Below are 26167 nucleotides of genomic sequence, written 5' to 3'. Positions count from 1 at the left end.
TTTTTATTAAAAATCAATATAAAAAAAGCCCTTATTTAAAAAGTCTTTAAAAATAATTAAATAACCAATAAATTATCTTGTAAAAACCCACTTTGTATCGGTTGATAAATTACTATCAAACAAATAACCTTCAACATTAAAATTTTTAATATCCTCTACATTTTCAATACCATTTTCGGCCATAAAACGCACCATTAAACCACGGGCTTTTTTAGCAAAAAAACTAATCATTTTCAATTGTCCGTTTTTATATTCTTTAAATTCTGGCGTTATAATTTTTGCCTTAAGTAACTTTTTGTTAACTGCACCAAAATATTCGTTACTAGCTAAATTTATAAGTACATCGTTCTTTTTAACCCCTTTGTTAAGTTGTAAGGTTACATGTTCGTTCCAAAAGTCATATAAATCCTTTTTTTCGTTTATTGATAATTTAATTCCCATTTCTAAACGGTATGGTTCAATAGCATCTAAAGGTTTTAATAAACCGTATAAACCAGAAAGTATATTTAGTTTATTTTGTAAATAAAGTATTTGACTTTCGTTTAATGAATTGGCATCTAAACCTGTGTAAACATCACCATTAAATGCAAAAACAGCTTGCTTAACCTGTGCATTTAATTCTTTTAACTGATATTTACGAGTTTTGTTGCGCTGCCAGTTTAAATGAGCTAAATTATCAGAAATATCCATTAAACTACTTAAATCTGTAGGTTTTAAAGTTTTTAAAACTTTATGCACTTCTTTACTTTGTTTTGTAAAAACAGGCTTTGTAAAAACATTTGTAGGCGCTTGGTTTTCAAAATTTAATGATTTTGCAGGCGATATAATTATTTTCATTTCTATTTTTCTTTTAATTTTTAAAATTGCATTTATTAATTAGGAGTTACAAGTCTAAGCCAAATATTTTTTAAAAGTTGTACGCCATCCTTACGATTCTTTTTAATTTCATAAACCTTATATCCATTTTGTGATGGGATTAATTGATACGAAAATGCAAATTGAACATTGTTGTGATTATTTTTTAACAAACCAAATCGCAAATCATTAAAAACAAGACCTTTATTGTTTTTTGTAATAATATATTGGTTGGAACTTATTTTTTTTAATCGATTGATATTTTTATCATTAATATGTGCAATTAAGTGACTATTTTGAGAAAAATAGTGTGTTTGAATTGGTTTTTTATCAAAAACTGAATAATCACCAATGTAAAAACCATTATCACTTTGTATAAGTACATTCCACAAAAAGCTATTTGAAAAAGTTGGCTTAACAGTGATTTGCATCTTTTTTGTTGAATTTTGTTTAGAAAACTGCTCTTTTAGCGAATTTTGAACCGAATTTTGAACAAAAACTCCCCAAACTAAATAACAACAACTTAAAAACAAACCAGCAAAAGTAAACGATCTACGTTTGTTTTTCAAGCCTAAATAAGTACCCATTGCCAATGGAATGGTATAAAACAAATCGACTACAAATATTGATTTTATAGCAAATTTTGTAGGATAGGGCCACAAAATTTGTGTACCCCAAGTAGTAAAAATATCTAAAAGTGAATGTGTGATTAAAATACAAAAAATGCTAATCCATAACGTTTTAAACGTTTCATAAGTAAACCATTTTTTTAAAAAACCTGCACCTAAAAAACTTAATCCTATAAAAAACAAAATGGAATGTGAAAACGATCTATGAATTTCTAGTTCTGTAAGTGGATCGCTCCAAAATTTAGCTATAAATAAATCTAAATCAGGTATAGTTGCAAAAGCAATACCTAATGCAATTTGCTTTTTTAAAGTTGTATTTTTATTTAAAGTAACATTTGCAATGGCTATGCCTAAAACTGCTTGTGTAATTGAATCCATAAAAAAACTGCTCATTTTTTGGAATGAGCAGTTCAAAATTACAATATATTTCTATTATAAATCTTTAAAAATAGTGTGCATTAAACGTTTTTTATCGTTAATGCTTTCTTCTAACGAAATCATTGATTCGGTTCTGTAAACACCTTCAATATCATCTATCATAAAAATAACTTCTTTAGCATGACGTGTGTTTTTTGCACGAATTTTACAAAAGATATTGAATTTACCTGTTGTAACGTGTGCTACGGTAACAAAAGGAATTTCGTTAATACGCTCTAATACAAATTTAGTTTGCGATGTATTATGTAAGAAAATACCAACGTAAGCTATAAAAGAATAACCTAATTTTTCGTAATCTAACGTTAAAGATGAACCTTGAATAATTCCTGCATCTTCCATTTTTTTAACACGTACGTGTACTGTACCAGCCGAAATTAATAATTTTTTGGCGATATCAGTAAAAGGTACTCGTGTGTTATCAATCAACATATCTAATATCTGGTGATCTATCTCATCTAATCGAAACTTACTCATATAACAATTTTTATCAATTATTTTTTATTTGTGATTGCAAAAATACAATGATTTATTATAAATTATGTATTTTAATAGAACTTTTTTTTAGATTTTAGCAAAGCATTAACATCTTACTGCGTTTTTGCTATGGAATTATCACATCCTGTAACACTTTAAGCAGCTGCTCTTGATTATTAATTTCTTGTAGTTGGGCATTTAGTTGAAGGTGCGCAAATTGATAGTTAGGTGCCGAATCAAAATCAATTTGGGGCTGTAAATGCAATTCATTATTTAAAATCACTTCTTTAAACACTACCGGAAGTGCTTTTTTGTTAATAAAATTAGGGTTTGTTGATGTAAAATTTTTAATTACAACATCTACATAATTCTTTTCATTTTCAGGAATCTCTAAATAATTAGTCACCGTAAAACGTTCATATTCTTTAGTAATTATACTATTAAATAAATGATTTAAACTATTAAAAACTAATTTTTGAGCTACATTTCTTTGGTAATCGTTTTTAAAGAACCCTGCTTCAAACAAAATTGTTGGTGTGTTAAGGTAAGTAAACATGTCGCCTATACAATTTAAATTAAAACCATCGTCAAACCTACCTATGTGGCTTGGAACAACTTTTTGCAGTTCAGTATTCATTGATGCAATTAATTGCATAGCAAATGTGCGAGTTTCATTAATTGTACGCGCTTGGTTAAATGCAGGTGCTAAAAAAGAAAGCGTAGCAGTATTATTAGTTGAACCAACCGAAAAAATAGTGCGCTGATCGTGCATATTTAAAGCTAAATTGGGCTTAAAGGTGTTAAAAGCATTTCTTAAAATTTGAGCTTCAGGTTGCGATAAATCAACCGAATCGCGATTTAAATCAACTTTATTGGCGTTAACACGTGTAAAAGCTTCAGCTCCATCTGGGTTTAATATCGGTATAAAAGTAAAACTAAAATAGTTTAACCAATTTAGATTTTTAGTAGTGTTTAAATTTATTAAAAATTCAATAACAGCTTTTGTAGTTGTGGTTTCGTTTCCATGCATTTGCGACCAAAGCAAAACTTTATAATTACCCGAACCAAATTCAATTTTATATATATTTTTTTGTTGAACACTTTTACCTAAAACCGATGTTTTAAATATAGAAGAATCTAACTGTTCTAAAACGTTTTCTAAATGCTTATTTGTAAAATATCGTTGATTAATTTCTACTTGATTTAAAAATTGCATATGCGTATTTAATTTTGAACAAAGATAACAGCTAAAATTGAAATTTGATACTGTTTACAATTGTTTATTTTTGTAAACACGTAAATAAAAAGTTATACTTTAACATATTATAAGTATAGCATAAACAACTACAAACCAATACAAAACCGTAATTCAATTAAATAAATACTTCATGTATTTTTTGTTAGTTACAATTGTAAATTAAATATTGTTTACATTTGTAAAACATTGTAAGTTTACAATTGTAACACGTATATTTTGTATATTTTAATAAATATTGCTTATGAAGTTTAGTGCACAGTTGCAAAAAGTTATGCAACATTTTGGTTTAACAACCACAGAAATGGCCGATAAAATTAACGTACCAAAAGCTACAATTTCGCATCTGATTTCAGAGCGAAACAAACCAAGTTTAGAATTTATAATGAAGGTACACACTACCTTTCCAACCCTAAATTTAGAATGGTTGATTTATGGAAAAGAACCTTTTTTAGCAAATTCCAATCAACCAGAAAACAATGAAACAAACCACACACCTACTTTAAATTTTGATGAAACTTTTAAGGATACAATTATAAACACTCAACAAACCATCACACAGAATAATTTAGAACCAAATTTGTTTGAAACAGAACTTTCGAAACCAATACAAAACGAAAATATTTCTGAAAAAATGAGCAATAATGTAGAAAACGTTTTATCTTTCGATGCACAAAAAATTGATAGCATTGTTATTTTTTACAGCAATGGCAGTTTTAAACAGTATAAACCTTAAATGAATATTTTAAAAAAATACCTTAGCTACTTAAATATAATACCCGAAAAAAAATACCAATCGGTACATAACGGCGTTTTAGAAATTAATTGGGTAAATGGATCCAAAGTTTTAGATACCCAAAACACTAACTACTCTTACGGCAATTTGGGTAAGGTTTTACAAAAAGGATTAGTACAAACTAAAAGTAATTTTACTAGTAAAGCATCTACTATTTTAGTATTAGGTTTGGGTGGTGGCGATGTTATTAAACAGTTGCAGCAACAATTTAAAACCGAAGGTTTGATTACCGCTGTTGAAATAGATCCTATTGTTATTCAAATTGCCATGAACGATTTTGGTATTATTCCTGATAAATCGCTTGAAATTATAAATAACGACGCACTTCAGTTTATAAAATATACAAAAAAAACATTCGATTTAATAATAGTAGATTTATTTACCGATTCTGAAATTCCTGAATTTGTTTTTAATAACAGCTTTATTATGCAAATTCACAACATTTTAAAAATTAATGGAACAGCTATTTTAAACACTTTTATTTTGAATGATGAACACGAATTACGTAATCAAAAATTAATTGATTTATTGCAAAAAAATTTCGCCGTACAATCGTTTAAAAATCTATACGGACACAATCATCTAATTGTAATACAAAAAACAGCATGAAAAAACAGTTATTTATAATCGCTTTTTTAGGTACCATACATGCAACTAATGCACAATACACTAAAGATATCAACACCAACCGCCCTAGTTCGTCAATGGGTGCTTACAGCGTAAGTAAAGAAATTTTTCAAATAGAGGGTGGGTTTAGTTATCAAAACGACACTTTTGAAAACAACAACGAAAACAAACAACAAAACTATCAAATACAATTACGATACGGCGATTTATTAGAACAATTAGAATTTATTGGCGAATTTAATTTTTCCAGCAATCAAATAACAAACGGAAATTTAAATGAAACAAACAGTGGTTTTCGTCAACTTAATTTTGGAGCCAAATTTTTATTGTACGACCATTACAAATACTATGTTGAAAAACGAAATGTTTATAGCTGGAAAGCAAACCAACGCTTTAAGTGGAAAAGGTTAATTCCCGCAATATCAATATATGCCGGAGCACAATTTAACACAAAAAACAATTTATACTACCCTAATTTACCCGATGTTGGTTTAAAAACAATGCTTATTGCACAGCAACATTTAAGCAAGCGATTTAGTATTACATATAATTTTATTGGCGAAAATGTTACCGAAAACGAGTTTATAAACATTGGATATATTGTAACTGCATCGCTAGGTATAAATAATAATTGGAGCTTATTTGGTGAACATCAAGGCTCTATTTCTCGTAAATATTTTAACCAAACAGTACCTTTTGAAAATGATGCCTTTTTAAAAGTAGGAATAACTTTTAAAGTGCATCAAAACTTACAAATTGATGGATTTACAGGAAGTAATTTCCAAAACAATCCCAATAAAATACAAGCAGGTTTAGGTGTTTCATGGCGCAATCATAAAAAATACCAGTTTAAAGACCCAACCGAATTGTAGTTTTTTATTTTTATTTTATATTTGCCTAAATGTGTTAAAAAACGTATTACATGAAATTACTAGAAGGAAAAACCGCAATCATAACTGGTGCAACTCGCGGAATTGGTAGAGGAATTGCTTTAACTTTTGCAAACCAAGGCGCTAACGTAGCTTTTACATACAGCTCTTCTGCAGAAGCAGCCATTTCGTTAGAAAATGAATTAACAGCATTAGGTGTTAAAGCTAAATCATATAAATCAAACGCTGCAGATTTTAATGAAGCGCAAAGTTTAGTTGATGACGTTTTAACTACTTTTGGTACCGTAGACGTACTTATAAACAATGCCGGTATCACTAAAGATAATTTGTTAATGCGTATGAGCGAAGATGATTTTGATAATGTGATGGATGTAAACCTAAAATCGGTTTTTAACATGACTAAAGCCGTGCAAAAAACCATGCTAAAAAACAGAAACGGAGTTATTATTAACATGAGTTCTGTTGTAGGTGTAAAAGGTAATGCAGGTCAAGCTAATTACGCAGCTTCTAAAGCAGGTATCATTGGTTTTTCAAAATCGGTAGCTTTAGAATTAGGTTCAAGAAACATTCGTTGTAATGTAGTTGCTCCTGGTTTTATTGAAACCGAAATGACTGCTAAATTAGGTGAAGAAACTGTTAAAGGTTGGACAGACGCTATTCCATTAAAACGTGGTGGTACACCTACCGATATTGCTAATGCATGTGTGTTCTTAGCTTCTGATTTAGCTACATACATTACTGGACAAGTTATTAATGTTGATGGAGGTATGTTAACCTAATATCTCAAAAAAAATAAATACAATCTCAAAGTAAATTAAAACTTTGAGATTTTTTTATGCAAAATTTTGTACTTTTAAATAAAATAATTCCTCATGAAAAAAATACATTTAATTTTATTTTTAGCTTTAACCACTTGTTTTTTAGCATGTAAAAGCAAACAAACTAACACTACAATTTCTAATATGGATTTTAACGAAAAAACGTTTCAACCTTATTTTAAAGGAGGTAGCAACGATTCATTTTGGAGCATAGAATTTAACGACACCTTTTTAGTTTACAAAGATTTAAATGGTACCCGTGATGTTTACAATATAACAGCGGTTAATATGGCGCAAGATGCTAATGTAAAGCAAATTAGTACCGAAAAAGGCAAGCAAAAAATTAGAATTACTGTACAATACAACAAGTGTACCAACAAAACAACATCAAAAATAAATGATTATACGCTTGATGCTGTTTTAACAGCCAATAATAAAGAACAAAACTTAAATGGCTGTGGTGATTATGTTATTCCTGTAAATTTATTTGGGAAATGGACATTAACAATGTTTAAAGGCAACGAAATACCTGTTACCAAATACACTAAAACACCTTATATTGCATTTGAAAACGAAGATAAATACGTAACAGGAAATACAGGCTGTAACGGTTATAACGGTCCTATTTATTTTGATAACAACTACATTCGTTTTAGTAATTTAGCAGTTACCAGAAAAGCATGTATTCATGAAAATATGGAACACGATTTTTTAAAAGAATTAAAAACAATTACAAAATATAAAGTAATAAATAACGAATTACATTTTTACACCGCTGACGAACTAAAAATGATCTTTAAAAAGAACTAATTTGTTTTAAAGCTGTTTTTTTGGTCTTTATGTTTCCAACGTTTATGCGTCCAGAAGTAAAATTCGGGCGCATTTTTTATTTGATCTTCAACCTTATCTAAAAACATGCGGGTTGGTTTGTATTTAGGTTCGCTTTTAATATCATCGGTTATTACACTAAACGATGCTTCATAATACCCACGTTTTACTTTTTCAACGTTTAAATACAAAATATTCATGTTTAGTTTTCTAGCTAAAGCCTCAGCCCCCATATGCACAGGTACTTCTACTCCCATAAATGGTTCCCAGTGTAAGTTTTCACGCAACAAAGGCGTTTGGTCGCTTAAAAACAAATAAACACCATACAAATTTTTAGCTTGATTTTCACGTATTACACCTGAAGTTTGGTGTGTTGATACTAATTCGGCATTAAAGCGCGAACGTATGTCTCTAAAAAGTTTATCAAAATATTTATTTGCTAATTTTTTATATATACCAAAACCTTTAAAATCTATATGCTTACCCAAACCTATCACCCACTCCCAATTGCCGTAGTGTGGTAACATTAAAATAATGCTTTTTTGTTTTTGCTCAAATTCTTTTAATAATTCAACATTTTTAAAAACAAAACGCTTATCTAATTGTTTTTGCGAAACCGTTATTGTTTTAATCATTTCTAAAAACAAATCACACAAATGGTGGTAGAACTTTTTTTCTATATTTTTACGTTCAATAGCCGTTAAATGCGGAAAAGCAAGAGCCAAATTAGCGCGAACTGTTTTAACACGATACCTAACCACATAATAAACAAGCACATAAACTACATTTGCAAGCATATATAAAACAGCAAATGGCATTATAGAAATACACCATAACACTGCATAAATTATTAAAAATACTAGATATTTCATTCAAGAAATTTTTGCAAAGATAAAGCTATCCGTTTATTATCAAGAATATATTTAAAATGTTTTAACAAATAGATTTTTGTACAAAAACTATAACAAAACTAATTGGTTTTGGTTTAAAGTACCTTCAAGCTGCAATAAGGCTTGCTTTTTATTTAATCCACCTGCATAACCTACCAATTCACCATTACTTCCTACAACACGGTGACAAGGAACCACAATAGCAATTTTATTTAAACCATTAGCTGTAGCAACGGCCCTAATTGCTTTTACATTACCTAATTGTACTGCTTGTTTTTTATAGGTAGTTGTTGTACCATACGGAATTGCTAATAATGATTGAAATACTTTTTGCTGAAAAGGTGTGCCAGAAAAAACCAAAGGAACCGTAAATTTTTGTAGCTTTTGATTAAAATACAACCCTAATTCAACCTTTAATTGATTAATATATTCATTTTCATTGTTCACAAAAAAACCATTTAATTGGGTTGCTAATTTTAAAACATTTTTTTTAAGATGTATCCTAGAATCAAATTCAACCAAACAAATTCCTTCACAAGTAGCTGCAATCAAAACAGTACCTAAAGGCGAATTGTAAGTACTCACCGAAATACTTACAGAATTATTTTGCAACAAAGGGTTCAATTTTAAAAAATCCATAGGATAAATTTAATTTTATTAAAAATAAAAAAACCTTCTTAAAAAAGAAGGTTTTAAATATACTATTTTGCAGCTAATTACTCAGCAGCAACAACTTCGTATGGTAATTCAACGATTACATCGCGGTGTAAACGAACGTTAGCAGCATATTTGCCTAAACGTTTGATTGTACCTGAAGTAATGAATTTTTTATCGATAGACTGACCGTTAGCTTCTAAAGCAGCAGCAATATCAGCGTTAGTAACAGAACCAAATAATTTTTCACCACCTGCTTTAACAGCAATTTTAATTTCTAAAGCTTTTAAAGCTTCAGCAGTAGCGTTAGCATCTGCAACTAATTTTGCTTCTTTGTGTGCACGTTGTCTTAAGTTTTCTGCTAATACTTTTTTAGCAGATGGTGTAGCTAATACAGCCATACCTTGTGGAATTAAATAGTTACGACCGTAACCTGGTTTTACAGTAACGATATCGTCTTTAAATCCTAATTTGTTAACATCTTGTTTTAAGATAATTTCCATGTTGTTGTCCTTTTTTAAAAATTAGAAGTTAGCCCGCTTAGTTGCGAGGCAACAACTTAAATTGTTTTTATTTTAATAAATCTGCAACGTAAGGCATTAAAGCTAAGTGACGTGCACGTTTTACAGCTACAGATACTTTTCTTTGGTATTTTAAAGAAGTTCCTGTTAAACGACGAGGTAAGATTTTACCTTGCTCATTAACAAATTTTAATAAGAAATCAGCATCTTTATAGTCGATGTATTTGATTCCTGATTTTTTGAAACGACAATATTTTTTTGTTTTGTTTGTTTCAATGTTTAACGGCGTTAAATATCTGATATCTCCGTCTTTTTTTCCTTTTGCAGATTGCTCAATTGTTGACATGATAATTACGCTTTTTTAGTTTTTAATTTCTCTCTTCTTCTTTCAGCCCAAGAAATAGCATGCTTGTCTAAAGCTACTGTTAAGAAACGCATAACGCGCTCATCACGGCGGAATTCTGTTTCTAAACCAATAATAGCATCACCTGCTACAGTGTACTCAAACAAATGGTAAAAACCACTTTTTTTGTTTTGAATTTCGTAAGCTAATTTTTTTAAGCCCCAATCTTCTTTAGAGATCATTTTAGCCCCTTTTGAAGCAAGAAATTCTTCGAACTTTGCTACTGTTTCCTTTACCTGAGTTTCAGATAAAACGGGATTCAAAATGAAAACAGTTTCATAATGATTCATAATAAAAATATTTATTTGTTATAAAATTGGGTGCAAATATATAACAGTTTATTGTTTTTAGCAAACTGTTTCTTACTTTTTTATATTTACACACATTGCTTTTTTAATAAAAATCGACATTAATTGTTGTTTTTACCGATTTAAACGCACCTATACTGTCTAAACTATTAATGCTTTTTTGCACAGCTAATTTTATTTGTTGCGCCGATTTATTTATTGGTAACTTAATTAAAATCACTTGAATGTATTCATTTCTTATTCGATTTATTGACGGTTCTTGTGGACCTAACACAATAATATCGGGTATATGATTGCGTAAATTTGTTGCTAACCAATGAGCTGCTTCTTTTACCTTTTCGAAATTTGGATTTTTCATTTGCAAACGTATCAACCTATAAAATGGTGGGTATTTAAATTGCAAGCGTTCATACATTTGCTCTTTAAACATAGCCGCATAATTGTATTGGGTAATTTGTTGCAATGTATTATGATAAGGGTTGTATGTTTGCATGATTACTTTACCCTGCTTATTTTTACGACCAGCACGCCCCGAAACTTGTGTTAAAAGCTGATAAGCACGTTCGTAAGCTCTAAAATCGGGTAAGGTTAACAAATGATCGGCATTCATAATTCCAACTAATGAAACATTGTCAAAATCAAGTCCTTTGGCAATCATTTGGGTACCAACAATCACATCTATTTCACGGTTTTTAAAGCTATCAATCATACGCTCAAAGGCAAATTTACCCCGAGTTGTATCCTGATCCATTCGTACAATATTTTTAGTAGGAAAAATGGCTCGTAAAGCTTCTTCAATCTGTTCCGTTCCTAATCCTTTTGTAGTTAAATCGTTACTTTGGCACGAATGGCATTTCGTGGGCATACCCATAGTATAGCCGCAATAATGACACTTTAAATAATTCTGTCGTTTATAATACGTTAAACTTACATCGCACATGGTACATTGCGGCACATGACCGCATGTTAAACATTCTAAAACAGGCGAAAAACCACGACGGTTTTGAAAAAGCAGTACTTGTTCACCATTATAAAATGCTTCGTTAATTGCATCTATTAATTTAACGCTAAAAAAACCATTCAATTCTTTCTTTTTACGCGCTTCTTTTAAATCAACTAAAACAATTTCGGGCAATTGCACATTGGTAAAACGCTGTTCTAAAGCAACATAACCATATTTTTGTTGATAAGCGTTATAATAACTTTCTAAACTTGGTGTGGCCGAACCTAATAACACTTTAGCGTTAAATATTTTAGCTAATACAATAGCTGCATCACGGGTGTGAAAACGCGGTGCTGGATTAGATTGTTTATAACTTGTTTCGTGTTCTTCATCTACAATTATGAATTGTAAATTTTTAAAAGGAAGAAAAACAGACGAGCGTGAACCTATTACTATTTGTGCTTTTTCAGATTGATTTAATACATTACGGTATACTTCTACCCTTTCGTTCTCGGAATATTTTGAATTATAAACAGCTACTTTATTACCAAAATAAGCAATTAAGCGTTGTACTAATTGTGTGGTTAATCCTATTTCTGGCACCAAAAACAATACTTGTTGGTTGTTTACAATTATTTTTTTTATTAGTTCAATATACATTTCGGTTTTACCAGCGCCGGTAACAGCATTTAACAAGGTTACATCGTATTTTTTAAATGCTGTTTGTATATTTTCAAGTGCTGTTTGTTGCTTATTGGTAAATTCAATATTGTTTAAAAATGCTTTTGAAAACTGTATACGGTCTTGTGCTAACGTATACGTTTTAAAAATTTCTTTTTTTTCTAACGTATTAAAAATAGTTGTAGAAACCTGTGCTTCTTGTAATAGTTTTTTTAATTCTATTGTATCTGTTTGAGTTTTTAATTGAAAGTATTTAAGAACTACCGATCGTTGCTTTTCTGTTTTTAATTGATGATCTAACAGATGTTTTAATTGATCTTCTTGCTTAAATTGTTCGTTTAAAGCTACGTATTTTATTAATTTAGGTTTGTATTTTTCTTGTAAATGTTGGTTTAAATAGATTATTTCTTTTTTTAAAAGGGCATCAATTACATTAAAAACCTTTTTTTTATTTAAAATATTTTGAACCTCAACAAAACGTAAAATGGGTTGTTTCTCAAAAGCTTCATACAACAAAAATTCATCATCGGTTAATTGTGAAAAATCAACCGTAAGTTTGCTATTTAAACTAATAATTGTTTCGCTTTCTAACAATAAAGCCGATGGAAGTGCTGCTTTATACACTTCGCCTACCGAACACATATAGTAATTTGCCAACCATTGCCAAAATTCAATTTGTGTGTTGGATACAATTGGTTCTTCATCAATAATTGTTAAAATTTCTTTTGGTTCATACAATTGTGGTTTTTGGTTGTGTTTATTAAAAACTACAGCTGTATAAACTTGGCGTTTACCAAAAGGTACGGCAACACGCATGCCTACTTGTAAAAAATCATATTCGGCTTGGGTAACTTTATATGTAAAAGTTGTTGTAATTGATAAAGGTACAACAACATCAATGAAATAATCCATGTAACAAATGTACAAAAAGGTTTTATGAATTTTAAATGGATTTTTGGTAGATAATACATAAAATAAACCTGCACGAATTTAAAATCATGCAGGTTTTAAAGTTTTATTTTTCTTAATTTATTTAACGCGAACCCAAGTTTGTGTTCGCCCTAATGCTTGAATGCCAATGTACCCGCGAACGTCTAATTTATCGGCACCGTTAAGTTTTACTACACATTTATATACTTTACCCGAAGACGGATCGGTGATAGAACCACCTGAGTATTCTTTACCATCTTTTTTTAATCCTTTAATAATGGTTAATCCTTTTACGGGTTTACCTTTATCAGAACCAGGACATTTATCACATTTTGCTTCTTTCTTTTCTGTTAGAATTTCTACAACTTTCCCATAAATTTTCCCTTTGTTTTCTGAAATCTCAACTATTGATTTTGCTCTACCCGTTTCATCGTCAATAGTTTTCCATTTACCAGTTACCGATTGTGCTTGCATGCTAATGGATGCAATTGCAGTTAAAACAAGGGTTGCTAATACATTTTTCATATTTAATTTCTGTTTTTATTGTTACTAATATACAAATTTCTACGTTTTGCAGCATATATCGCAGCATTTAATTCAAAACCTAATAATAAAATCATACAGTTTATCCAAATATATATCATTATTACCAAAAGCGTGCCAATTGATCCGTACAATTCGTTATATTTTGCGAATTTTGATACATAAAACCCAAATGCAACCGATGTTAATGACATTAAAAGCGTTGTAAATACCGAACCATAAGATATAAACGATAAATGTTTAGTTTCTTTTGTACCAAATTTATATAGGATAGATACAGTGAATAAAATCATTAAAAAAACAAAAATGTTTCTACCTAAATCTGCAAGCCATGGATAATTGGCAACATGCATATAAACTTCAACTGTTAAATAAACAGCTAACGATAATACCAACATTAAACTTAATAAAACCGATAATATTATAGCTATAACATATTGTTTAAAAAAATTGCGCGATATGCTTAAATGTGCCGATGATTGAAAGCCATTTATGATTGCATTTACCCCATTTGCCATAAAAATCACAGACATAATTACCCCTGTTGATAACAAACTTTTATAGGAATTACTCATAATATCTATTAAAATTAATTCAATAGCATCGTAGGTATTTGGTGGTACATTATCTTCTACAAACAACAAAAAACTTTCCTGAAAATTAGCAACAGGAATATAAGGTATTAAGTTTAATAAAAATAAAGCAAACGGAAAAAGCGCCATAAAAAAGGTAAACGCAATAGAACCTGCTTTATAATTAATGGCTCCTTCTATAATTCCGTTTATGTAAATACGCAAAAGTTGGTATAACGACAAACCTTCTAAGCCTGGTATTTTACACCGCATAGAAAACTTTATAAGGTTACCAATAATAGGCAACTTTGTTATTTTTATTGCATTTTTACCCAATTTATAAAACCGCTTTTAAGCTTAGATCCATGTTGTAAACAGAATGTGTTAAAGCGCCGCTTGATATAAAATCTACACCACATTCTGCGTAATTACGAATGGTTTTTTCATTAATATTACCCGATGATTCTGCAAAACATTTACCGTTTATCATGGCAACGGCCGTTTTGGTATCCTCGTAATTAAAATTATCTATTAAAATTTGATATACACCATCGTTTGTAAGAATTTCTTCAATTTCTTTTAAATTTCTGGCTTCAACAATTATTTTTAAATCTCTATTTGTATCTTTTAAATACTGTTTTGTTTTGGTAATTGCTTGCGTAATTCCACCAGCAAAATCAATATGATTGTCTTTTAACATAATCATATCGTACAATGCAAATCTATGGTTTTCACCACCGCCTATTTTAACCGCCCATTTTTCAATGGCACGTATTCCAGGCGTTGTTTTGCGGGTATCTAATACTTTTGCGTTTGTACCAGCAACTAAATCTACAAAAAACTTAGTTTTGGTTGCAATGGCACTCATACGTTGCATGGCATTTAAAACAACGCGTTCAGCTTTAAGTATTGATTGCGATTTACCAGTAACGTAAAACGCAACATCACCAAATTTTACTGGTGTTCCATCGGTAATTAAAACTTCAACCTCCATTTCTGGATCCACATAATTAAAAACCATTTTTGCAAAATCAACTCCTGCTAAAATCCCTTCGTCTTTTACTAATAATTTTGCTTTTCCCATAGCATTTGCAGGTATACAAGCTAAGGAGCTGTGATCGCCATCGCCTACATCTTCACGAATGGCATTTTGTATAATTAATTCTAATTCGTTTTGAAACTGTTCTGCTGATATCATTTTTTTTCTATCTTTAAATGCTAAAGTACAAAATTTTGGTATTTTTTAATCTAAATAACAGCTAAAACAATAATGAAACCTGAAATTTCTTGGAACGATTTTGAGAAGATCGATATACGTGTAGGAACAGTTATTGACGCTCAAGCGTTTGAAAAAGCAAAAAATCCGTCGTATAAATTATGGATTGATTTTGGAACCGAAATAGGTGTTAAAAAAACATCGGCACAAATCACTGTTTTGTATGGTGTTGATGATTTAATTGATAAACAGATTGTTGCTGTGGTAAATTTCCCTCCCAAACAAATTGCCGATTTTATGAGCGAATGCTTAGTTTTAGGGGTTGTTGGCAGCAATAAAGAAGTTACATTGCTGGCTCCGGGAAAAGCTGTAGAAAATGGTTTGACAATTGGCTAAACTACCCTATTTTTGCAAAAACAAATTTCTATGAACATTAAACTTTTAGCAATTGGTAAAACCGATAATAAAAACCTACAAGCGTTAATTGACGAATACACCAAACGTTTGGGTTTTTACATTAAGTTTGATTTAGAAATTATTGCCGATATTAAAAACGTAAAAAACCTTTCGGAAGCGCAACAAAAACAAAAAGAAGGTGAACTAATTTTAAGTAAATTGACTGCAACCGATCATTTAATTTTGTTAGATGAAAACGGAAAAAGTTTTAGCAGCGTTGGTTTTGCCGATGAACTACAAAAAAAGATGAACGCTGGTATAAAAACGTTAGTATTTGTTATTGGTGGACCGTATGGTTTTTCTGATGATGTTTACAAAAAAGCAAATGGAAAAATATCGCTTTCGGCAATGACGTTTTCGCACCAAATGGTTCGTTTGTTTGTGATCGAACAAATTTACCGTGGTTTTACAATTTTAAAGAATGAACCGTATCATCATCAGTAAATTATTTTGTTTGAAGTTTAAGGTTTAAAGTTGAATTGCGTTGAACTTTAGTTCGATGAAGACTTAATGTTGATAGAAAAGGCTTTAGCCAAATCTTTGTAAAAATTACTGTTTATAGTTTTAGACATCTCGACTTCGCTCGATGTGACAATCCCCCCAAAAAAATTAATTCACATAAACTTCACTATTCAAACTTTGTGAAAGCTTTTGTTTTTCTAATTCGATTAGGATATTAACAAAAGTTTCAACACTTACATTTTTATCAATTCGTATTAAATATGTTTGTGTTTTATCAAATAGATTTTTAACATCGGCTACCGATTTTAAATGTAAACTTTGAACTCCATTACCCAATTCATAAACAGGTTGCTCTTCTAAAGCAAAGTTTTTAAAAGGCATTTTTACATACGCATTTTGTTTGTGAAGAGTATCGCTGTAAACAAAATAAATAGTTTTTGTATCTTTATGCATACCTTCTTTTTGGTATTTTTTTACCGTTATTTCTTGCAAAAAAGGAGCTATTTCTTGCAAGTTTAAACCTCTATCAACCGACACCACCCAATGTGTATTACCAATTACATTGTTTTTATTAATCGTAACTTTTCCTTTATCGTTTTTAGAAATATAAACCGGACTAAAATCGGTGATTTGTGCTTCAACCGAAAAATTAGAACGACTAATTTTCATTTCTTTTTGTTGGCACGATGTTAAAAATATCGAGCCTAAAATCATAAGTATTATTTTAATTTTCATATGCTTTTTTATAAAGTTTAACACATTCTACAGCTTGTTTTACATCATGTACACGCAATAAATTGGCTCCTTTTATTAGTGAAATGGTATTTAAAACACTTGTACCGTTTAAAGCTTCTTGCGGTGTGGTATCAAAAAACTTGTAAATCATTGATTTTCTTGAAAGTGCCGAAAGTACTGGCACATCTAAATTTTGTAAAAGTTCCAACTTATTCAACACTTCGTAATTTTGGTCTAACGTTTTAGAAAAACCAAATCCGGGGTCAATAATCACATCAATAATACCATTTTGTTGCGCTTGATTTATTTTTTCAGAAAAATAATAAATCATTTCGTGCATCACATCGTCATAATTAGTAAACTGCTGCATATTTTGGGGCGTTCCTTTCATATGCATCATTATATAGGGTGCTTTAAAACTACTTACAACCTGCATCATTTTATCATCTAAATTACCTGCCGAAACATCGTTAATAATTGCAGCACCTAAATCTAATGTTTGTTTAGCTACTTCGGCACGAAATGTATCTACCGAAAAAACGGCATTTGGAAATTGATTCACTAAATGTTTTAAAACCGGTAAAATACGTTGTAGTTCTTCCTCTTCTGTTACAAAAGGAGCGTTTGGTTGGGTTGAATAAGCACCTACATCAATAATATCGGCACCTTCTGTCAACATTTTTTCGGTTTGTTGTTCTATTTTTTCTAATGATGAATGCAAACCACCATCAAAAAAAGAATTAGGCGTTATGTTTAAAATACCCATTACTTTTGGCGATTCAAAAGTGATTAATTTGCCATTACAGTTTATTGATTTCATTATTTATTTTGAATAAATTACTGCTTTTATTTTTATTCTGCCTACAGATTGTTATTTTTGATAAAATTTATACAAAGATACTTATATATGCTTTCAACAGCTGAACAATATGATAAAATAATTGCCATTTGCAGACAATTATACGTTAATAAATTACAAGATTACGGGTGTGCTTGGCGTATTTTAAGGTTGCCATCGTTAACCGATCAAATATATATTAAAGCATGCAGAATTAGATCGTTACAAGAAAACGATGTTCGCAAAATTGATGAAGACGAAAGTGCCGAATTTATTGGTATTATAAATTACAGCATTATGGCGTTGATTCAGTTAGAAAAAGGAGTTTCTAAAGAAGCCGATTTAACAAACCAAGAAGCTATTGATTTGTACGATAAACATATTGCTATTACCAAAGAATTAATGATGAATAAAAACCACGATTACGGCGAAGCGTGGAGAGACATGCGCATTGCATCGCATACCGATATTATTTTACAAAAACTGTTACGCGTTAAACAAATTGAAGATAACAAAGGTAAAACTATTGTATCTGAAGGTTTAGAAGCTAATTACCAAGATATGATTAATTACGCCGTTTTTGCTTTAATTTTAATGAATTTTGCCAATTAACAATCAATTTTTATATACTTTATTTAGAAAATTTTAAACATGGAAAACTTAAAAAAATATTTACCGTGGACAATTAGAATAATTATTTCGTTTTTATTCCTAATCTCTGCTGTTGCAAAACTATATCCAAGTCCGTATTTTGCTATTTCAACTTTTGAAGTAAAACAACTGTACCCAATGGGTTTTTCTGAAGATTTTGCAGTTTATTTTTCAAGAATTTTAATTGGTATTGAATTGGCTTTAGGCCTATTATTATTGCAAAATAATTTTTTACGTAGAATTGTAATTCCTGCAACAATGTTAATGCTGGTTGTTTTTACTGTGCATTTAACAATTGATACGTTACAAACAGGCGGAAATTCTGGAAACTGTGGTTGTTTTGGCAGTTTGTTACCTATGACACCTATCGAAGCTATTATTAAAAACATTGTTGCTCTTATTTTATTGGTAATTTACCTTTTTGTAACACCTAAAACCGCAACCGAAAAAAGTAATATTTGGGTTTTAGGTACCGTAAAATTTGCATCAATTTTAGCATTGTTTATGATAGCTCCTATTCAACCAAAAACAGTTGAAGTAAGTACCGAAACGGCTATTGAGCAACCTGCTATCGAAACGCAAACTAACGTAAGTGTTGCACCAATTGAAGAAACTCCTACAACAGAAACTGTAACCGAAACTTCTGAAATTGCTAAACTTGTAGTTGATGAACCTGCTAAAACTAAATCGGGCTACACACAGTATTTTTCTAATATAGATCAAGGAAAAAAAATATTAGCTTTGTTTGTTCCTGGTTGTGAGCACTGCCGCGATGTTGCAAAAGAATTAACGGAAATGAAAGCTAAGGATAAAAACTTTCCTAAAATTCAAATTGTATTTATGAACGAAGAACCTGAGAAAATTCCAGATTTCTTTGCATTTGCAGGTGCTAATTATCCATATAAAATTATTGAAGTAATTCCGTTTTGGAAGTTATTAGGAAACAATAAAGATACACCTGGCATAATCTATTTATGGAATGGTAACAAAATAAAAGAATGGGACGGCATTAACGAGAAAAAATTTGTGGGTTCTGAATTGAAAAGCTTGCTAAAAAAGAATTATTCCGAAATTAAAAAGTAGTGCTTAAATATTTCTTAAACAAATTAGGCTATTCGTTATTCACGCTTTTTGGCGTTGTTACTGTTGTGTTTATACTTTTTAACATTTTACCTGGCGATCCTGCCCGAATGATGTTAGATCAAAATGAAAATTCGGAACAATTGGCGTTAATTAAAAAAAAATATGGGTTTGATCAACCATTAATTAATCAATACGGCTATTATTTGAACGATTTATCACTAATTTCAATACACAAAAAACAACCCGATCATTACACATATTTTAACAAATCAAAATACAACGGTTTTGTTGTGTTTACAACAAAAAAAGTAAATGTTGTTTTAAAAACACCTTACTTACGCGAAAGTTTTCAAAAAAACGGTAAAAAAGTAACCACAATAATTGCACATACATTGCCTAGTACAGTAGTTTTAGCTGTATTATCAATAGTAATTGCTTTACTTTTAGGTGTTTTTTTAGGGATTTTATCTGCCTTATATGCCAATAGTTTTTTCGATAGATTGATAGCGTTTATTAGCACTTTAGGCATGAGTGTTCCATCGTTTTTTAGTGCTATTTTATTTGCTTGGCTTTTTGGTTTTGCTTGGCATAAATTTACAGGGTTAAACATGACCGGTAGCTTGTACGAAGTAGACGATTTTGGCGAAGGTATTCATGTAGCCTTAAAAAACGCCATTTTACCTGCTGTTGTTTTAGGAATACGACCATTAGGCGTAGTAATTCAGTTAATGCGAAATTCATTGTTAGAAGTATTAAACCAAGAATACATACGCACGGCAAAAGCAAAAGGATTATCAACCTATAAAATCATTACAAAACACGCTTTAAAAAACGCTTTAAATCCAGTAGTTACGGCAATGTCGGGCTGGTTTGCATCAATGTTAGCAGGAGCCGTTTTTGTTGAATATATTTTTGGTTGGAATGGTCTTGGTAAAGAAATTGTTGATGCGTTAAATACATTAGATTTACCCGTGATAATGGGATCGGTAATTGTAGTTGCAACCACTTTTGTTCTTATAACAGTTTTAGTTGATGTAATTTATGCTTATTTAGATCCACGTATCAAATTAAAATAATAACTTTAATATCAGAAATTAAATTTGCCATGAAAAAAATGTTTGCCCTTTTATGCACCTTTGGATTATTAACAATTGGTTGTCAATCTAAAAAAGAAAATTCCGAAAAAAATGATACCGCAATGGTTCAAAACAATACCTTTAGTACTGTAACATTAAATAAATTATTTGTTGATGAATTAGGGAACAACATTTCGTTTCAAAACATTTTAGCACAACATAAAGGGTCGCCTATTGTTGTAGAAATTTGGGCATCGTGGTGCTCTGACTGTATCAAAGGATTTCCCGAATTAAAAAAATTACAAGCAAAATATCCAAAAACTGCGTTTGTGTTTATATCGTTAGATAAATCAAAAGAAAAATGGGCCGAAGGAGTTAAAAAACACCAATTAAATGGAAATCACTATTATTTAAATGAAAAAATGAGTGGTGAATTTGGAAAATCAATTGATTTAGATTGGATTCCACGATATATTGTTGTTGACGCCCAAGGAAAAATAGCCCTTAAAAAAGCCATTGTTGCTAACGACACCCTTTTAATAAAAACATTAGATAATTTACAACCTTAATTATGAGACATAAAATAATTGCCGGCAATTGGAAAATGCATAAAAATGCTCCAGAAACTACAGCTTTTTTAAACCAATTGGTAAACGAAATGCCAACTGGTAAAGAAGTTGAAGTACTAGTTGCACCAGCTTTTACAAATTTAATGTTGGCTACACAAATACTTGAAGACACCAATATAACTGTAGCTGCACAAAACATGCACCAAGCAGAAGGCGGTGCTTTTACCGGTGAAATTTCGGCCGATATGCTTACAAGTATTAACGTACAAACAGTAATTTTAGGACATTCTGAACGCAGACAATATTTTAAAGAAACTCCCGCTTTATTAGCTAACAAAGTAGATACCGCTTTAAAACACAACATGCGCGTTATTTTTTGTGTGGGTGAAGAATTAAAAGACCGCAAAAGCAAACAGTTTCAAAACGTTGTTTTTTATCAGCTAAAAGATTCGTTATTTCACTTGCCAAAAGAAGCTTGGGAAAACATTATAATAGCTTATGAACCTGTTTGGGCAATTGGTACCGGTGAAACAGCATCGCCAGAACAAGCTCAGGAAATGCACCAGTTTATTCGTGAACAAATTGCGCACCAATACGGAAGTTTAGCAAATAACGTAACTATTTTATACGGCGGTAGCGTTAAACCAGATAACGCAGCAACCATTTTTTCACAACCCGATGTTGATGGTGGCTTAGTAGGCGGCGCTGCTTTAAATGTAAATGATTTTACTACTATTATTAATGCAATTTAAATATTTTAAAAGCCTTACAGTTACCTTTTAGCTGTAAGGTTTTTACTAAATAGATTCACTTTTTCTATCAACCTAATAAGACTTTTCATTCAATGAAAAACCTTTTTGTAATTACCGCTTTAGCTTTTGGCTTACATGCTAATGCGCAAGATTTTTTGTTAGGTCCAACAATTACGTACCAATCGCAAGCAGGCAATATGTTAAAATTAGGTGGCTATTACGTTCAGCCGTTTGCTAATAATACAATGGGTTTTAAATTAGAAGCAAATGCGCAATTAGCTTATTTTAGAAATCAATTTTTAGCAATACCCGAAGGTAGTTTAACCTACTACCCTACTTTTAATCGCTTAATTATTCCGTTTGTAGAAAGTGAAATTACACCTTATACCCTTACTCCAAAAGTAGGTTTATCGGTAGCAACAATTGTAGAAATTGGTTTGGGTTATGGGTTTGATATTAAAACAAAAGAAAATGTAAAACCTATTAATGGTTTCACCTTTTCTATGGGGTTTTATATACCTTTAAATGCTTTTTAAAAACTTTATAAGTTCAAAATTTAAAAACTAAATCCAATACCAAAAGTTACCAATGCGGGTTCTTCCTTACTTGTAAAAATTCCTGCATGCGCACTAAACGAATCGATAGCATTTAACCAAAAACCCAATCCGTAACTATCGTACCATTCTTTATTAACACTTAATTTATTCCAAACCCTTCCAGTATCGTAACCTGTATAAATACCATAACTCATAGGTAAAAAGCTATTTTCAATTTCGTTCATTTTAAAACGAATATCGTTACTAGTAACAAACGATGAATTCCCTAAAAAACGTTGCATGCGATAACCACGCAATCCGTTATTTGCACCTATGGTTGCTGCTTGATAAAAATGATATTTTGTACCAAAAACTTTTTCAAGATAATATGTTGAAGACCAAGTAACTTTTTTATTTTTTGATAAAGGAACTACAAAATTTAATTTAGAATTTAAATATTGATGATTGCTTTTAAAATCATCTGTAAAAAATCTGCTACCAAAATGCAACATAAAGCCTAAACCTGTTGTAGGTTCGTAAACATTATTATAGTTTTCAAACTTATATTTTATGCTGCTACCAATAAAATTGGTTCGTTGATAAGTTTCAAACACATTGTATTTTAAGTATTCATCAATAATTCGGTTGTTGGTTTGTTCAATTTTAACCGATTCATAAGTAGCATTTATTAAAAATGAACTTCCATTGCGACCTTTCCATTCATAACCTGGTTTAATATCGAACTGCGAGGTACGCACTCGGTAGTAATTTTCTTTAAATTTATGTCGATCGTAAGTATCTAATTTTGTAATTCCAAAAAAGTTTTTAGTGAAATTTGCCGATGTTGCCAACGCATCAAACACCCAATAACCGTTATTTGAATAGTTTTTAAAACTGCCTGAATAAGCAGCAAATAAACCCGAATTTGCAAAGCTGTATTTTACCTTAAATTGATGTTTTTGTGAGTATGGATTTTGATTGAACTTATTTACAGTGTACGCACCGTTTACCCCTAAAATTACACCATTATCGCGGTTGTAACCTGCGTCGGGCACAATAGCAAGTACGTTTAAAGGTGCTTTTCTAAAATCGAATTGGTTTATTGCGTATTGATCTTTTAAAATGGTACGTGCATTGCCTTTTTGTGTAAATGTATTTTGCTGCGATAAGTAATCAAAAATTTTTACTCTTTTTTTAGTTTGCATTAAGTACTCATCGTTATTTCTACCGCCTATAATTTTTAAACGTGTATTTGTTTTTTTTCCTGTTACTTTAAAAACGTCTTCCCCATCTAACCCATAAATCCATAATTCTTTTGTAATTTCGGGGTTGTACGTATAATTAAAAACTAAAGGTATATCGGAATTATTTGTCCTTACTTTTTGAACATTTATTTCATTTTTTTGGGTATCAATTGTAAAAACATCATTTTTATTAGTGCCAACAATAGTACCTACTTTAAAAAGTTCGGCATAATATTTCTTAGAAAATTCTAATAAGTTATTTCTACGCTCCTTTAAAACAGCTATAATTTGCTGAGTGTATTTTTGTTTTACTTCAACAGGTAAATAATTAAACGACTCATAAATTGCATCGTCACTTAACAACGTAACCAATTTATTTGCTTCATTTTCCCAATCAGTTAAAGAAGTATTTTGTAATAACAATCGATCCAAAGGAAAGGCCGATTTGGTAATCCATCGTGGATTTGGGTATTTTTCTTTATAATTTTGAATGTGTTTTAAGGGATTTAATCGATTAATTATCGACAATAATTGTCCGTCAATTTTGGCAAAAGCTTGGTCATGATCACGTGAAATTGGTTGGTAAACACAACTTTTTTCTAGGCATTTTTCAATCCAAAACCATTGATTTGGATTTCGGTCCCAATCGCCTATTAAAAAATCGAACAAACGCGCACGTAAATACATTTGGGTATCAACCCTATAATTGGCATCTTTTTCTAAATTTACCAATAATTCTTGCGTACTTATTATGTTACTACCGTTACCAAATGTAGCTAAGTTTTTTTGCGATTTATCAGGCCGTTCTTCAATTAAATACAATTCGTTACCATAGGTTTCATTGTACTTACCTAAAGCGTTTTGTTTAGGTACAAAATATAGTTTAGGACTGGCAGTTAACAAGCCTGCTTTTGTTGATAAAGGCGCTAAAACTAAAGGCGCAAACGGATGAGTGGTCGTATAATAATCGTCGAAAAAATTTACAACATACGTATTACTTAATTTATCTTGTACGTAGGTATTTTTAAAAATTGCCGATTGTAAAAATTGTTTTGAACTTTTTCGTAACCTTTTTAAAAGATATTGTTTTCCGTTTGGATTTTCTAAAACTAACGAAACCGATTTGTTATCGGCGTATGAAAAAACAGGTTTTAAGCCACCATATAATGTATCTAAATAAGCAATAGGCGTTTGCAGTTTGGTTGCATACAAATCCCGATAATGTTCGCCAAACAAAAAAGTATATGTTTCTGACTTTTTTAATGAATTATCAGGAAAAACCGATGTATTTATGGTTGTTTTATTTAATTCTTCAAACTTTTTCTCATAAACATCAGGTTGCATAATCAATTTTTCAAAAACCAAAATGTTTACGTTGTTTTCTACTGTATATAATTGCACTTTTACTTTATTACCCTTTGTTATTTTAAGTGTTGCAAAACCTAATTTACCAACTGTAAAACTTTTATGTTGCACACTTCGTGCTTCGTCTTGCATAGCTGCAGCACCACTTACAATTTGCTTAATTCCGTTGGTTTCAATATACTGCAAACTGTTTTCGTGAGCGCCTACAAATACTACTTGTTCTTGATTTTTTGTGATGGTTTGTAAACGATCGATAAAATTACGGTAAAGGGTAAACTGCGTATCTTTAACACTAGCGCCCGATGTTTTTCGCAAAAAATTCACAAACGTTCCCGCAATTGGAAAAGGTACATTTTTATAAGGATAGATGTGATCGCGAATTGAAAAATAACCTCCTTTTTCACCGTTTGTAACAATAGGATGGTGCATTGCAACAACCGTTATTTTGTTTTGATTTTTGTTTATTAATCGGCTAAATTCTTCAAAAAAATCTTCTCTATTTTTAATAAAACTATCCTCATTTATAGTATTGTGTTTGTTCCAGTCTTGCATAAACCATTCGCTATCAATGGCTAAAACCACACAATTGGGTGTAATTTCAACTTCGTATATAGCTTTATGTTTAGGTGGTAAATACGCATTTTTATTTAATTTATTAGCTACGTATTTTTTTTGATTTGTAAGTAAACGTTCATCTTTAGCCCAATCATTTGTGCCAGGCAAAAAATACGTTTTACCGTTGGTTAAAGTTGCAAGTTTAATTTGTTGATTTAAAATTTCGATGTTTTGAGGAGAAGAAATGCCTTCGTTTGAAACGTTATTTCCTAAAAAAAGAAGTGTTTGTGGAACATTTGTATTTTTTATATAATTTTCAACACCTGAAAGCACTTTATTACCGTACACCTTATTATTTGTACCTACGTCTCCTAATAAAATAATTTCGTTTGAAATATCTGAGTTTAAATCTGCCTGAACTGATTGATTTTTAAAAGATTTACCCAATTGTTCATGATACGTAGCACACGAATTCAACCCAAATAAGAAAAATGCAAATACACAAATTTTTGCATACAAGGTGCTTGGTTTCATAAAAGCAATTTTTTAAAAACTCATTAGTGAATTTTTAACT

29 protein-coding genes are annotated in these 26167 nt (G+C 30.6%); 13 read left to right on the top strand and 16 right to left on the bottom strand.

Translation table 11 applies throughout. The features are described 5' to 3' along the window. Positions 1-72: 72 nt before the first annotated feature. From yaaA to P3875_RS01465, 4 genes are all read right to left on the bottom strand, one after another. The gene (gene yaaA / locus P3875_RS01480; RefSeq protein ID WP_303444489.1) at positions 73-837 is read right to left on the bottom strand and encodes a peroxide stress protein YaaA; all 765 of its coding nucleotides are present in this window, start codon (positions 835-837) and stop codon (positions 73-75) included. A gap of 35 nt (positions 838-872) precedes the next feature. Further along, the gene (locus P3875_RS01475) at positions 873-1862 is read right to left on the bottom strand and encodes a metal-dependent hydrolase (protein ID WP_303444488.1); all 990 of its coding nucleotides are present in this window, start codon (positions 1860-1862) and stop codon (positions 873-875) included. 54 nt (positions 1863-1916) lie between these two features. Further along, the gene (locus tag P3875_RS01470) at positions 1917-2396 is read right to left on the bottom strand and encodes an Lrp/AsnC family transcriptional regulator (RefSeq protein ID WP_303444487.1); all 480 of its coding nucleotides are present in this window, start codon (positions 2394-2396) and stop codon (positions 1917-1919) included. Between the two features lie 127 nt (positions 2397-2523). After that, on the bottom strand, positions 2524-3612 hold the full coding sequence (locus P3875_RS01465) for a M14 family zinc carboxypeptidase (RefSeq protein ID WP_303444486.1): 1089 nt from the start codon (positions 3610-3612) through the stop codon (positions 2524-2526). A 283-nt stretch (positions 3613-3895) separates the two neighbouring features. Here P3875_RS01465 and P3875_RS01460 point away from each other — a divergent pair, with 283 nt between their 5' ends. From P3875_RS01460 to P3875_RS01440, 5 genes are all read left to right on the top strand, one after another. Then, the gene (locus P3875_RS01460) at positions 3896-4387 is read left to right on the top strand and encodes a helix-turn-helix domain-containing protein (RefSeq protein ID WP_303444485.1); all 492 of its coding nucleotides are present in this window, start codon (positions 3896-3898) and stop codon (positions 4385-4387) included. Continuing rightward, positions 4388-5056 carry a spermidine synthase gene (locus P3875_RS01455; protein WP_303444483.1) on the top strand — a complete coding sequence of 223 codons (669 nt, stop codon included), beginning with the start codon at positions 4388-4390 and terminating at the stop codon, positions 5054-5056. After that, entirely contained in the window at positions 5053-5946 is an 894-nt protein-coding gene (locus tag P3875_RS01450; protein ID WP_303444482.1) for a transporter, read from the top strand. Before P3875_RS01455 ends, P3875_RS01450 begins: the two co-directional genes overlap by 4 nt. Positions 5947-5996: 50 nt before the next feature. Further along, complete coding sequence (gene fabG, locus P3875_RS01445) at positions 5997-6743, top strand: 3-oxoacyl-[acyl-carrier-protein] reductase (protein ID WP_303444481.1); 747 nt, start codon at positions 5997-5999, stop codon at positions 6741-6743. A gap of 93 nt (positions 6744-6836) precedes the next feature. Continuing rightward, complete coding sequence (locus P3875_RS01440; protein WP_303444480.1) at positions 6837-7592, top strand: META domain-containing protein; 756 nt, start codon at positions 6837-6839, stop codon at positions 7590-7592. On the opposite strand, the gene P3875_RS01435 is transcribed toward P3875_RS01440, so the two are convergent. From P3875_RS01435 to nadC, 9 genes are all read right to left on the bottom strand, one after another. Further along, positions 7589-8482, bottom strand: a complete 894-nt coding sequence (locus P3875_RS01435) for a lysophospholipid acyltransferase family protein (RefSeq protein WP_303444479.1) — start codon at positions 8480-8482, stop codon at positions 7589-7591. The genes P3875_RS01440 and P3875_RS01435 overlap by 4 nt on opposite strands. Before the next feature lie 87 nt (positions 8483-8569). Then, positions 8570-9139, bottom strand: a complete 570-nt coding sequence (locus P3875_RS01430) for a methylated-DNA--[protein]-cysteine S-methyltransferase (protein ID WP_303444478.1) — start codon at positions 9137-9139, stop codon at positions 8570-8572. 77 nt (positions 9140-9216) lie between these two features. Beyond that, positions 9217-9657 carry a 50S ribosomal protein L9 gene (rplI, locus tag P3875_RS01425; protein WP_303444477.1) on the bottom strand — a complete coding sequence of 147 codons (441 nt, stop codon included), beginning with the start codon at positions 9655-9657 and terminating at the stop codon, positions 9217-9219. A 67-nt stretch (positions 9658-9724) separates the two neighbouring features. Beyond that, entirely contained in the window at positions 9725-10021 is a 297-nt protein-coding gene (rpsR, locus tag P3875_RS01420) for a 30S ribosomal protein S18 (protein ID WP_002987043.1), read from the bottom strand. A gap of 5 nt (positions 10022-10026) precedes the next feature. Then, positions 10027-10368 (bottom strand): 30S ribosomal protein S6, encoded by a 342-nt coding sequence (gene rpsF, locus P3875_RS01415; protein ID WP_303444476.1) that lies wholly within the window; start codon positions 10366-10368, stop codon positions 10027-10029. A 103-nt stretch (positions 10369-10471) separates the two neighbouring features. Then, a complete protein-coding gene (gene priA, locus P3875_RS01410; RefSeq protein ID WP_303444475.1) occupies positions 10472-12922 on the bottom strand; it encodes a replication restart helicase PriA in 2451 nt (816 codons plus the stop codon). Between the two features lie 117 nt (positions 12923-13039). Then, on the bottom strand, positions 13040-13465 hold the full coding sequence (locus P3875_RS01405) for a DUF2147 domain-containing protein (RefSeq protein ID WP_303444474.1): 426 nt from the start codon (positions 13463-13465) through the stop codon (positions 13040-13042). A 2-nt stretch (positions 13466-13467) separates the two neighbouring features. After that, positions 13468-14328 (bottom strand): YihY/virulence factor BrkB family protein, encoded by an 861-nt coding sequence (locus P3875_RS01400; RefSeq protein ID WP_303444473.1) that lies wholly within the window; start codon positions 14326-14328, stop codon positions 13468-13470. 64 nt (positions 14329-14392) lie between these two features. After that, a complete protein-coding gene (gene nadC, locus P3875_RS01395; RefSeq protein WP_303444472.1) occupies positions 14393-15253 on the bottom strand; it encodes a carboxylating nicotinate-nucleotide diphosphorylase in 861 nt (286 codons plus the stop codon). A gap of 72 nt (positions 15254-15325) precedes the next feature. Here nadC and P3875_RS01390 point away from each other — a divergent pair, with 72 nt between their 5' ends. Next, positions 15326-15667, top strand: coding sequence for a tRNA-binding protein (locus tag P3875_RS01390; RefSeq protein WP_303444471.1), 342 nt, complete (start codon positions 15326-15328; stop codon positions 15665-15667). 30 nt (positions 15668-15697) lie between these two features. Next, positions 15698-16171 carry a 23S rRNA (pseudouridine(1915)-N(3))-methyltransferase RlmH gene (gene rlmH, locus P3875_RS01385; RefSeq protein ID WP_303444470.1) on the top strand — a complete coding sequence of 158 codons (474 nt, stop codon included), beginning with the start codon at positions 15698-15700 and terminating at the stop codon, positions 16169-16171. Between the two features lie 165 nt (positions 16172-16336). Here rlmH and P3875_RS01380 read toward each other — a convergent pair whose 3' ends face one another. Further along, on the bottom strand, positions 16337-16924 hold the full coding sequence (locus P3875_RS01380) for a hypothetical protein (protein WP_303444469.1): 588 nt from the start codon (positions 16922-16924) through the stop codon (positions 16337-16339). Beyond that, a complete protein-coding gene (gene folP, locus P3875_RS01375) occupies positions 16914-17744 on the bottom strand; it encodes a dihydropteroate synthase (protein WP_303444468.1) in 831 nt (276 codons plus the stop codon). The genes P3875_RS01380 and folP overlap by 11 nt, the downstream gene beginning before the upstream one ends. 87 nt (positions 17745-17831) lie before the next feature. Between folP and P3875_RS01370 the strand changes: the two genes are divergently transcribed. From P3875_RS01370 to P3875_RS01345, 6 genes are all read left to right on the top strand, one after another. After that, on the top strand, positions 17832-18374 hold the full coding sequence (locus P3875_RS01370; RefSeq protein WP_303444467.1) for a DUF1599 domain-containing protein: 543 nt from the start codon (positions 17832-17834) through the stop codon (positions 18372-18374). 39 nt (positions 18375-18413) lie between these two features. Further along, positions 18414-19496 carry a MauE/DoxX family redox-associated membrane protein gene (locus P3875_RS01365; RefSeq protein ID WP_303444466.1) on the top strand — a complete coding sequence of 361 codons (1083 nt, stop codon included), beginning with the start codon at positions 18414-18416 and terminating at the stop codon, positions 19494-19496. Next, the gene (locus P3875_RS01360) at positions 19496-20572 is read left to right on the top strand and encodes an ABC transporter permease (RefSeq protein ID WP_303444465.1); all 1077 of its coding nucleotides are present in this window, start codon (positions 19496-19498) and stop codon (positions 20570-20572) included. The genes P3875_RS01365 and P3875_RS01360 overlap by 1 nt, the downstream gene beginning before the upstream one ends. Before the next feature lie 29 nt (positions 20573-20601). Then, positions 20602-21141, top strand: a complete 540-nt coding sequence (locus tag P3875_RS01355) for a TlpA family protein disulfide reductase (protein WP_303444464.1) — start codon at positions 20602-20604, stop codon at positions 21139-21141. A 2-nt stretch (positions 21142-21143) separates the two neighbouring features. Then, complete coding sequence (tpiA, locus tag P3875_RS01350) at positions 21144-21893, top strand: triose-phosphate isomerase (RefSeq protein WP_303444463.1); 750 nt, start codon at positions 21144-21146, stop codon at positions 21891-21893. Between the two features lie 92 nt (positions 21894-21985). Then, positions 21986-22429: a hypothetical protein gene (locus P3875_RS01345; protein WP_303444462.1), complete on the top strand. Its 444-nt coding sequence runs from the start codon at positions 21986-21988 to the stop codon at positions 22427-22429. Between the two features lie 20 nt (positions 22430-22449). Here P3875_RS01345 and P3875_RS01340 read toward each other — a convergent pair whose 3' ends face one another. Further along, a complete protein-coding gene (locus tag P3875_RS01340) occupies positions 22450-26127 on the bottom strand; it encodes a hypothetical protein (RefSeq protein ID WP_303444461.1) in 3678 nt (1225 codons plus the stop codon). Between the last annotated feature and the right edge of the window lie 40 nt (positions 26128-26167).

It is taken from the genome of Myroides sp. JBRI-B21084 (genome assembly GCF_030545015.1).
Classification (GTDB): Bacteria; Bacteroidota; Bacteroidia; order Flavobacteriales; family Flavobacteriaceae; genus Flavobacterium.
Note: the sequence above shows the minus strand (reverse complement) of the source record. Positions and strands in the feature narration are given on the sequence as shown.

Bases quoted from the DNA above. Each gene is read 5' to 3' on its own strand.
- P3875_RS01345 (WP_303444462.1), top strand. From the start codon at position 21,986: ATGAAAAACCTTTTTGTAATTACCGCTTTAGCTTTTGGCTTACATGCT.
- rlmH (WP_303444470.1), top strand. From the start codon at position 15,698: ATGAACATTAAACTTTTAGCAATTGGTAAAACCGATAATAAAAACCTA.
- P3875_RS01440 (WP_303444480.1), top strand. From the start codon at position 6,837: ATGAAAAAAATACATTTAATTTTATTTTTAGCTTTAACCACTTGTTTT.
- P3875_RS01380 (WP_303444469.1), bottom strand. From the start codon at position 16,924: ATGAAAATTAAAATAATACTTATGATTTTAGGCTCGATATTTTTAACA.
- folP (WP_303444468.1), bottom strand. From the start codon at position 17,744: ATGAAATCAATAAACTGTAATGGCAAATTAATCACTTTTGAATCGCCA.
- priA (WP_303444475.1), bottom strand. From the start codon at position 12,922: ATGGATTATTTCATTGATGTTGTTGTACCTTTATCAATTACAACAACT.
- P3875_RS01460 (WP_303444485.1), top strand. From the start codon at position 3,896: ATGAAGTTTAGTGCACAGTTGCAAAAAGTTATGCAACATTTTGGTTTA.
- yaaA (WP_303444489.1), bottom strand. From the start codon at position 837: ATGAAAATAATTATATCGCCTGCAAAATCATTAAATTTTGAAAACCAA.
- P3875_RS01355 (WP_303444464.1), top strand. From the start codon at position 20,602: ATGAAAAAAATGTTTGCCCTTTTATGCACCTTTGGATTATTAACAATT.
- nadC (WP_303444472.1), bottom strand. From the start codon at position 15,253: ATGATATCAGCAGAACAGTTTCAAAACGAATTAGAATTAATTATACAA.
- P3875_RS01450 (WP_303444482.1), top strand. From the start codon at position 5,053: ATGAAAAAACAGTTATTTATAATCGCTTTTTTAGGTACCATACATGCA.
- P3875_RS01430 (WP_303444478.1), bottom strand. From the start codon at position 9,139: ATGGATTTTTTAAAATTGAACCCTTTGTTGCAAAATAATTCTGTAAGT.
- fabG (WP_303444481.1), top strand. From the start codon at position 5,997: ATGAAATTACTAGAAGGAAAAACCGCAATCATAACTGGTGCAACTCGC.
- P3875_RS01390 (WP_303444471.1), top strand. From the start codon at position 15,326: ATGAAACCTGAAATTTCTTGGAACGATTTTGAGAAGATCGATATACGT.
- P3875_RS01475 (WP_303444488.1), bottom strand. From the start codon at position 1,862: ATGGATTCAATTACACAAGCAGTTTTAGGCATAGCCATTGCAAATGTT.
- P3875_RS01365 (WP_303444466.1), top strand. From the start codon at position 18,414: ATGGAAAACTTAAAAAAATATTTACCGTGGACAATTAGAATAATTATT.
- P3875_RS01400 (WP_303444473.1), bottom strand. From the start codon at position 14,328: ATGCGGTGTAAAATACCAGGCTTAGAAGGTTTGTCGTTATACCAACTT.
- P3875_RS01370 (WP_303444467.1), top strand. From the start codon at position 17,832: ATGCTTTCAACAGCTGAACAATATGATAAAATAATTGCCATTTGCAGA.
- rpsF (WP_303444476.1), bottom strand. From the start codon at position 10,368: ATGAATCATTATGAAACTGTTTTCATTTTGAATCCCGTTTTATCTGAA.
- rplI (WP_303444477.1), bottom strand. From the start codon at position 9,657: ATGGAAATTATCTTAAAACAAGATGTTAACAAATTAGGATTTAAAGAC.
- P3875_RS01455 (WP_303444483.1), top strand. From the start codon at position 4,388: ATGAATATTTTAAAAAAATACCTTAGCTACTTAAATATAATACCCGAA.
- rpsR (WP_002987043.1), bottom strand. From the start codon at position 10,021: ATGTCAACAATTGAGCAATCTGCAAAAGGAAAAAAAGACGGAGATATC.
- P3875_RS01340 (WP_303444461.1), bottom strand. From the start codon at position 26,127: ATGAAACCAAGCACCTTGTATGCAAAAATTTGTGTATTTGCATTTTTC.
- tpiA (WP_303444463.1), top strand. From the start codon at position 21,144: ATGAGACATAAAATAATTGCCGGCAATTGGAAAATGCATAAAAATGCT.
- P3875_RS01470 (WP_303444487.1), bottom strand. From the start codon at position 2,396: ATGAGTAAGTTTCGATTAGATGAGATAGATCACCAGATATTAGATATG.
- P3875_RS01435 (WP_303444479.1), bottom strand. From the start codon at position 8,482: ATGAAATATCTAGTATTTTTAATAATTTATGCAGTGTTATGGTGTATT.
- P3875_RS01405 (WP_303444474.1), bottom strand. From the start codon at position 13,465: ATGAAAAATGTATTAGCAACCCTTGTTTTAACTGCAATTGCATCCATT.
- P3875_RS01465 (WP_303444486.1), bottom strand. From the start codon at position 3,612: ATGCAATTTTTAAATCAAGTAGAAATTAATCAACGATATTTTACAAAT.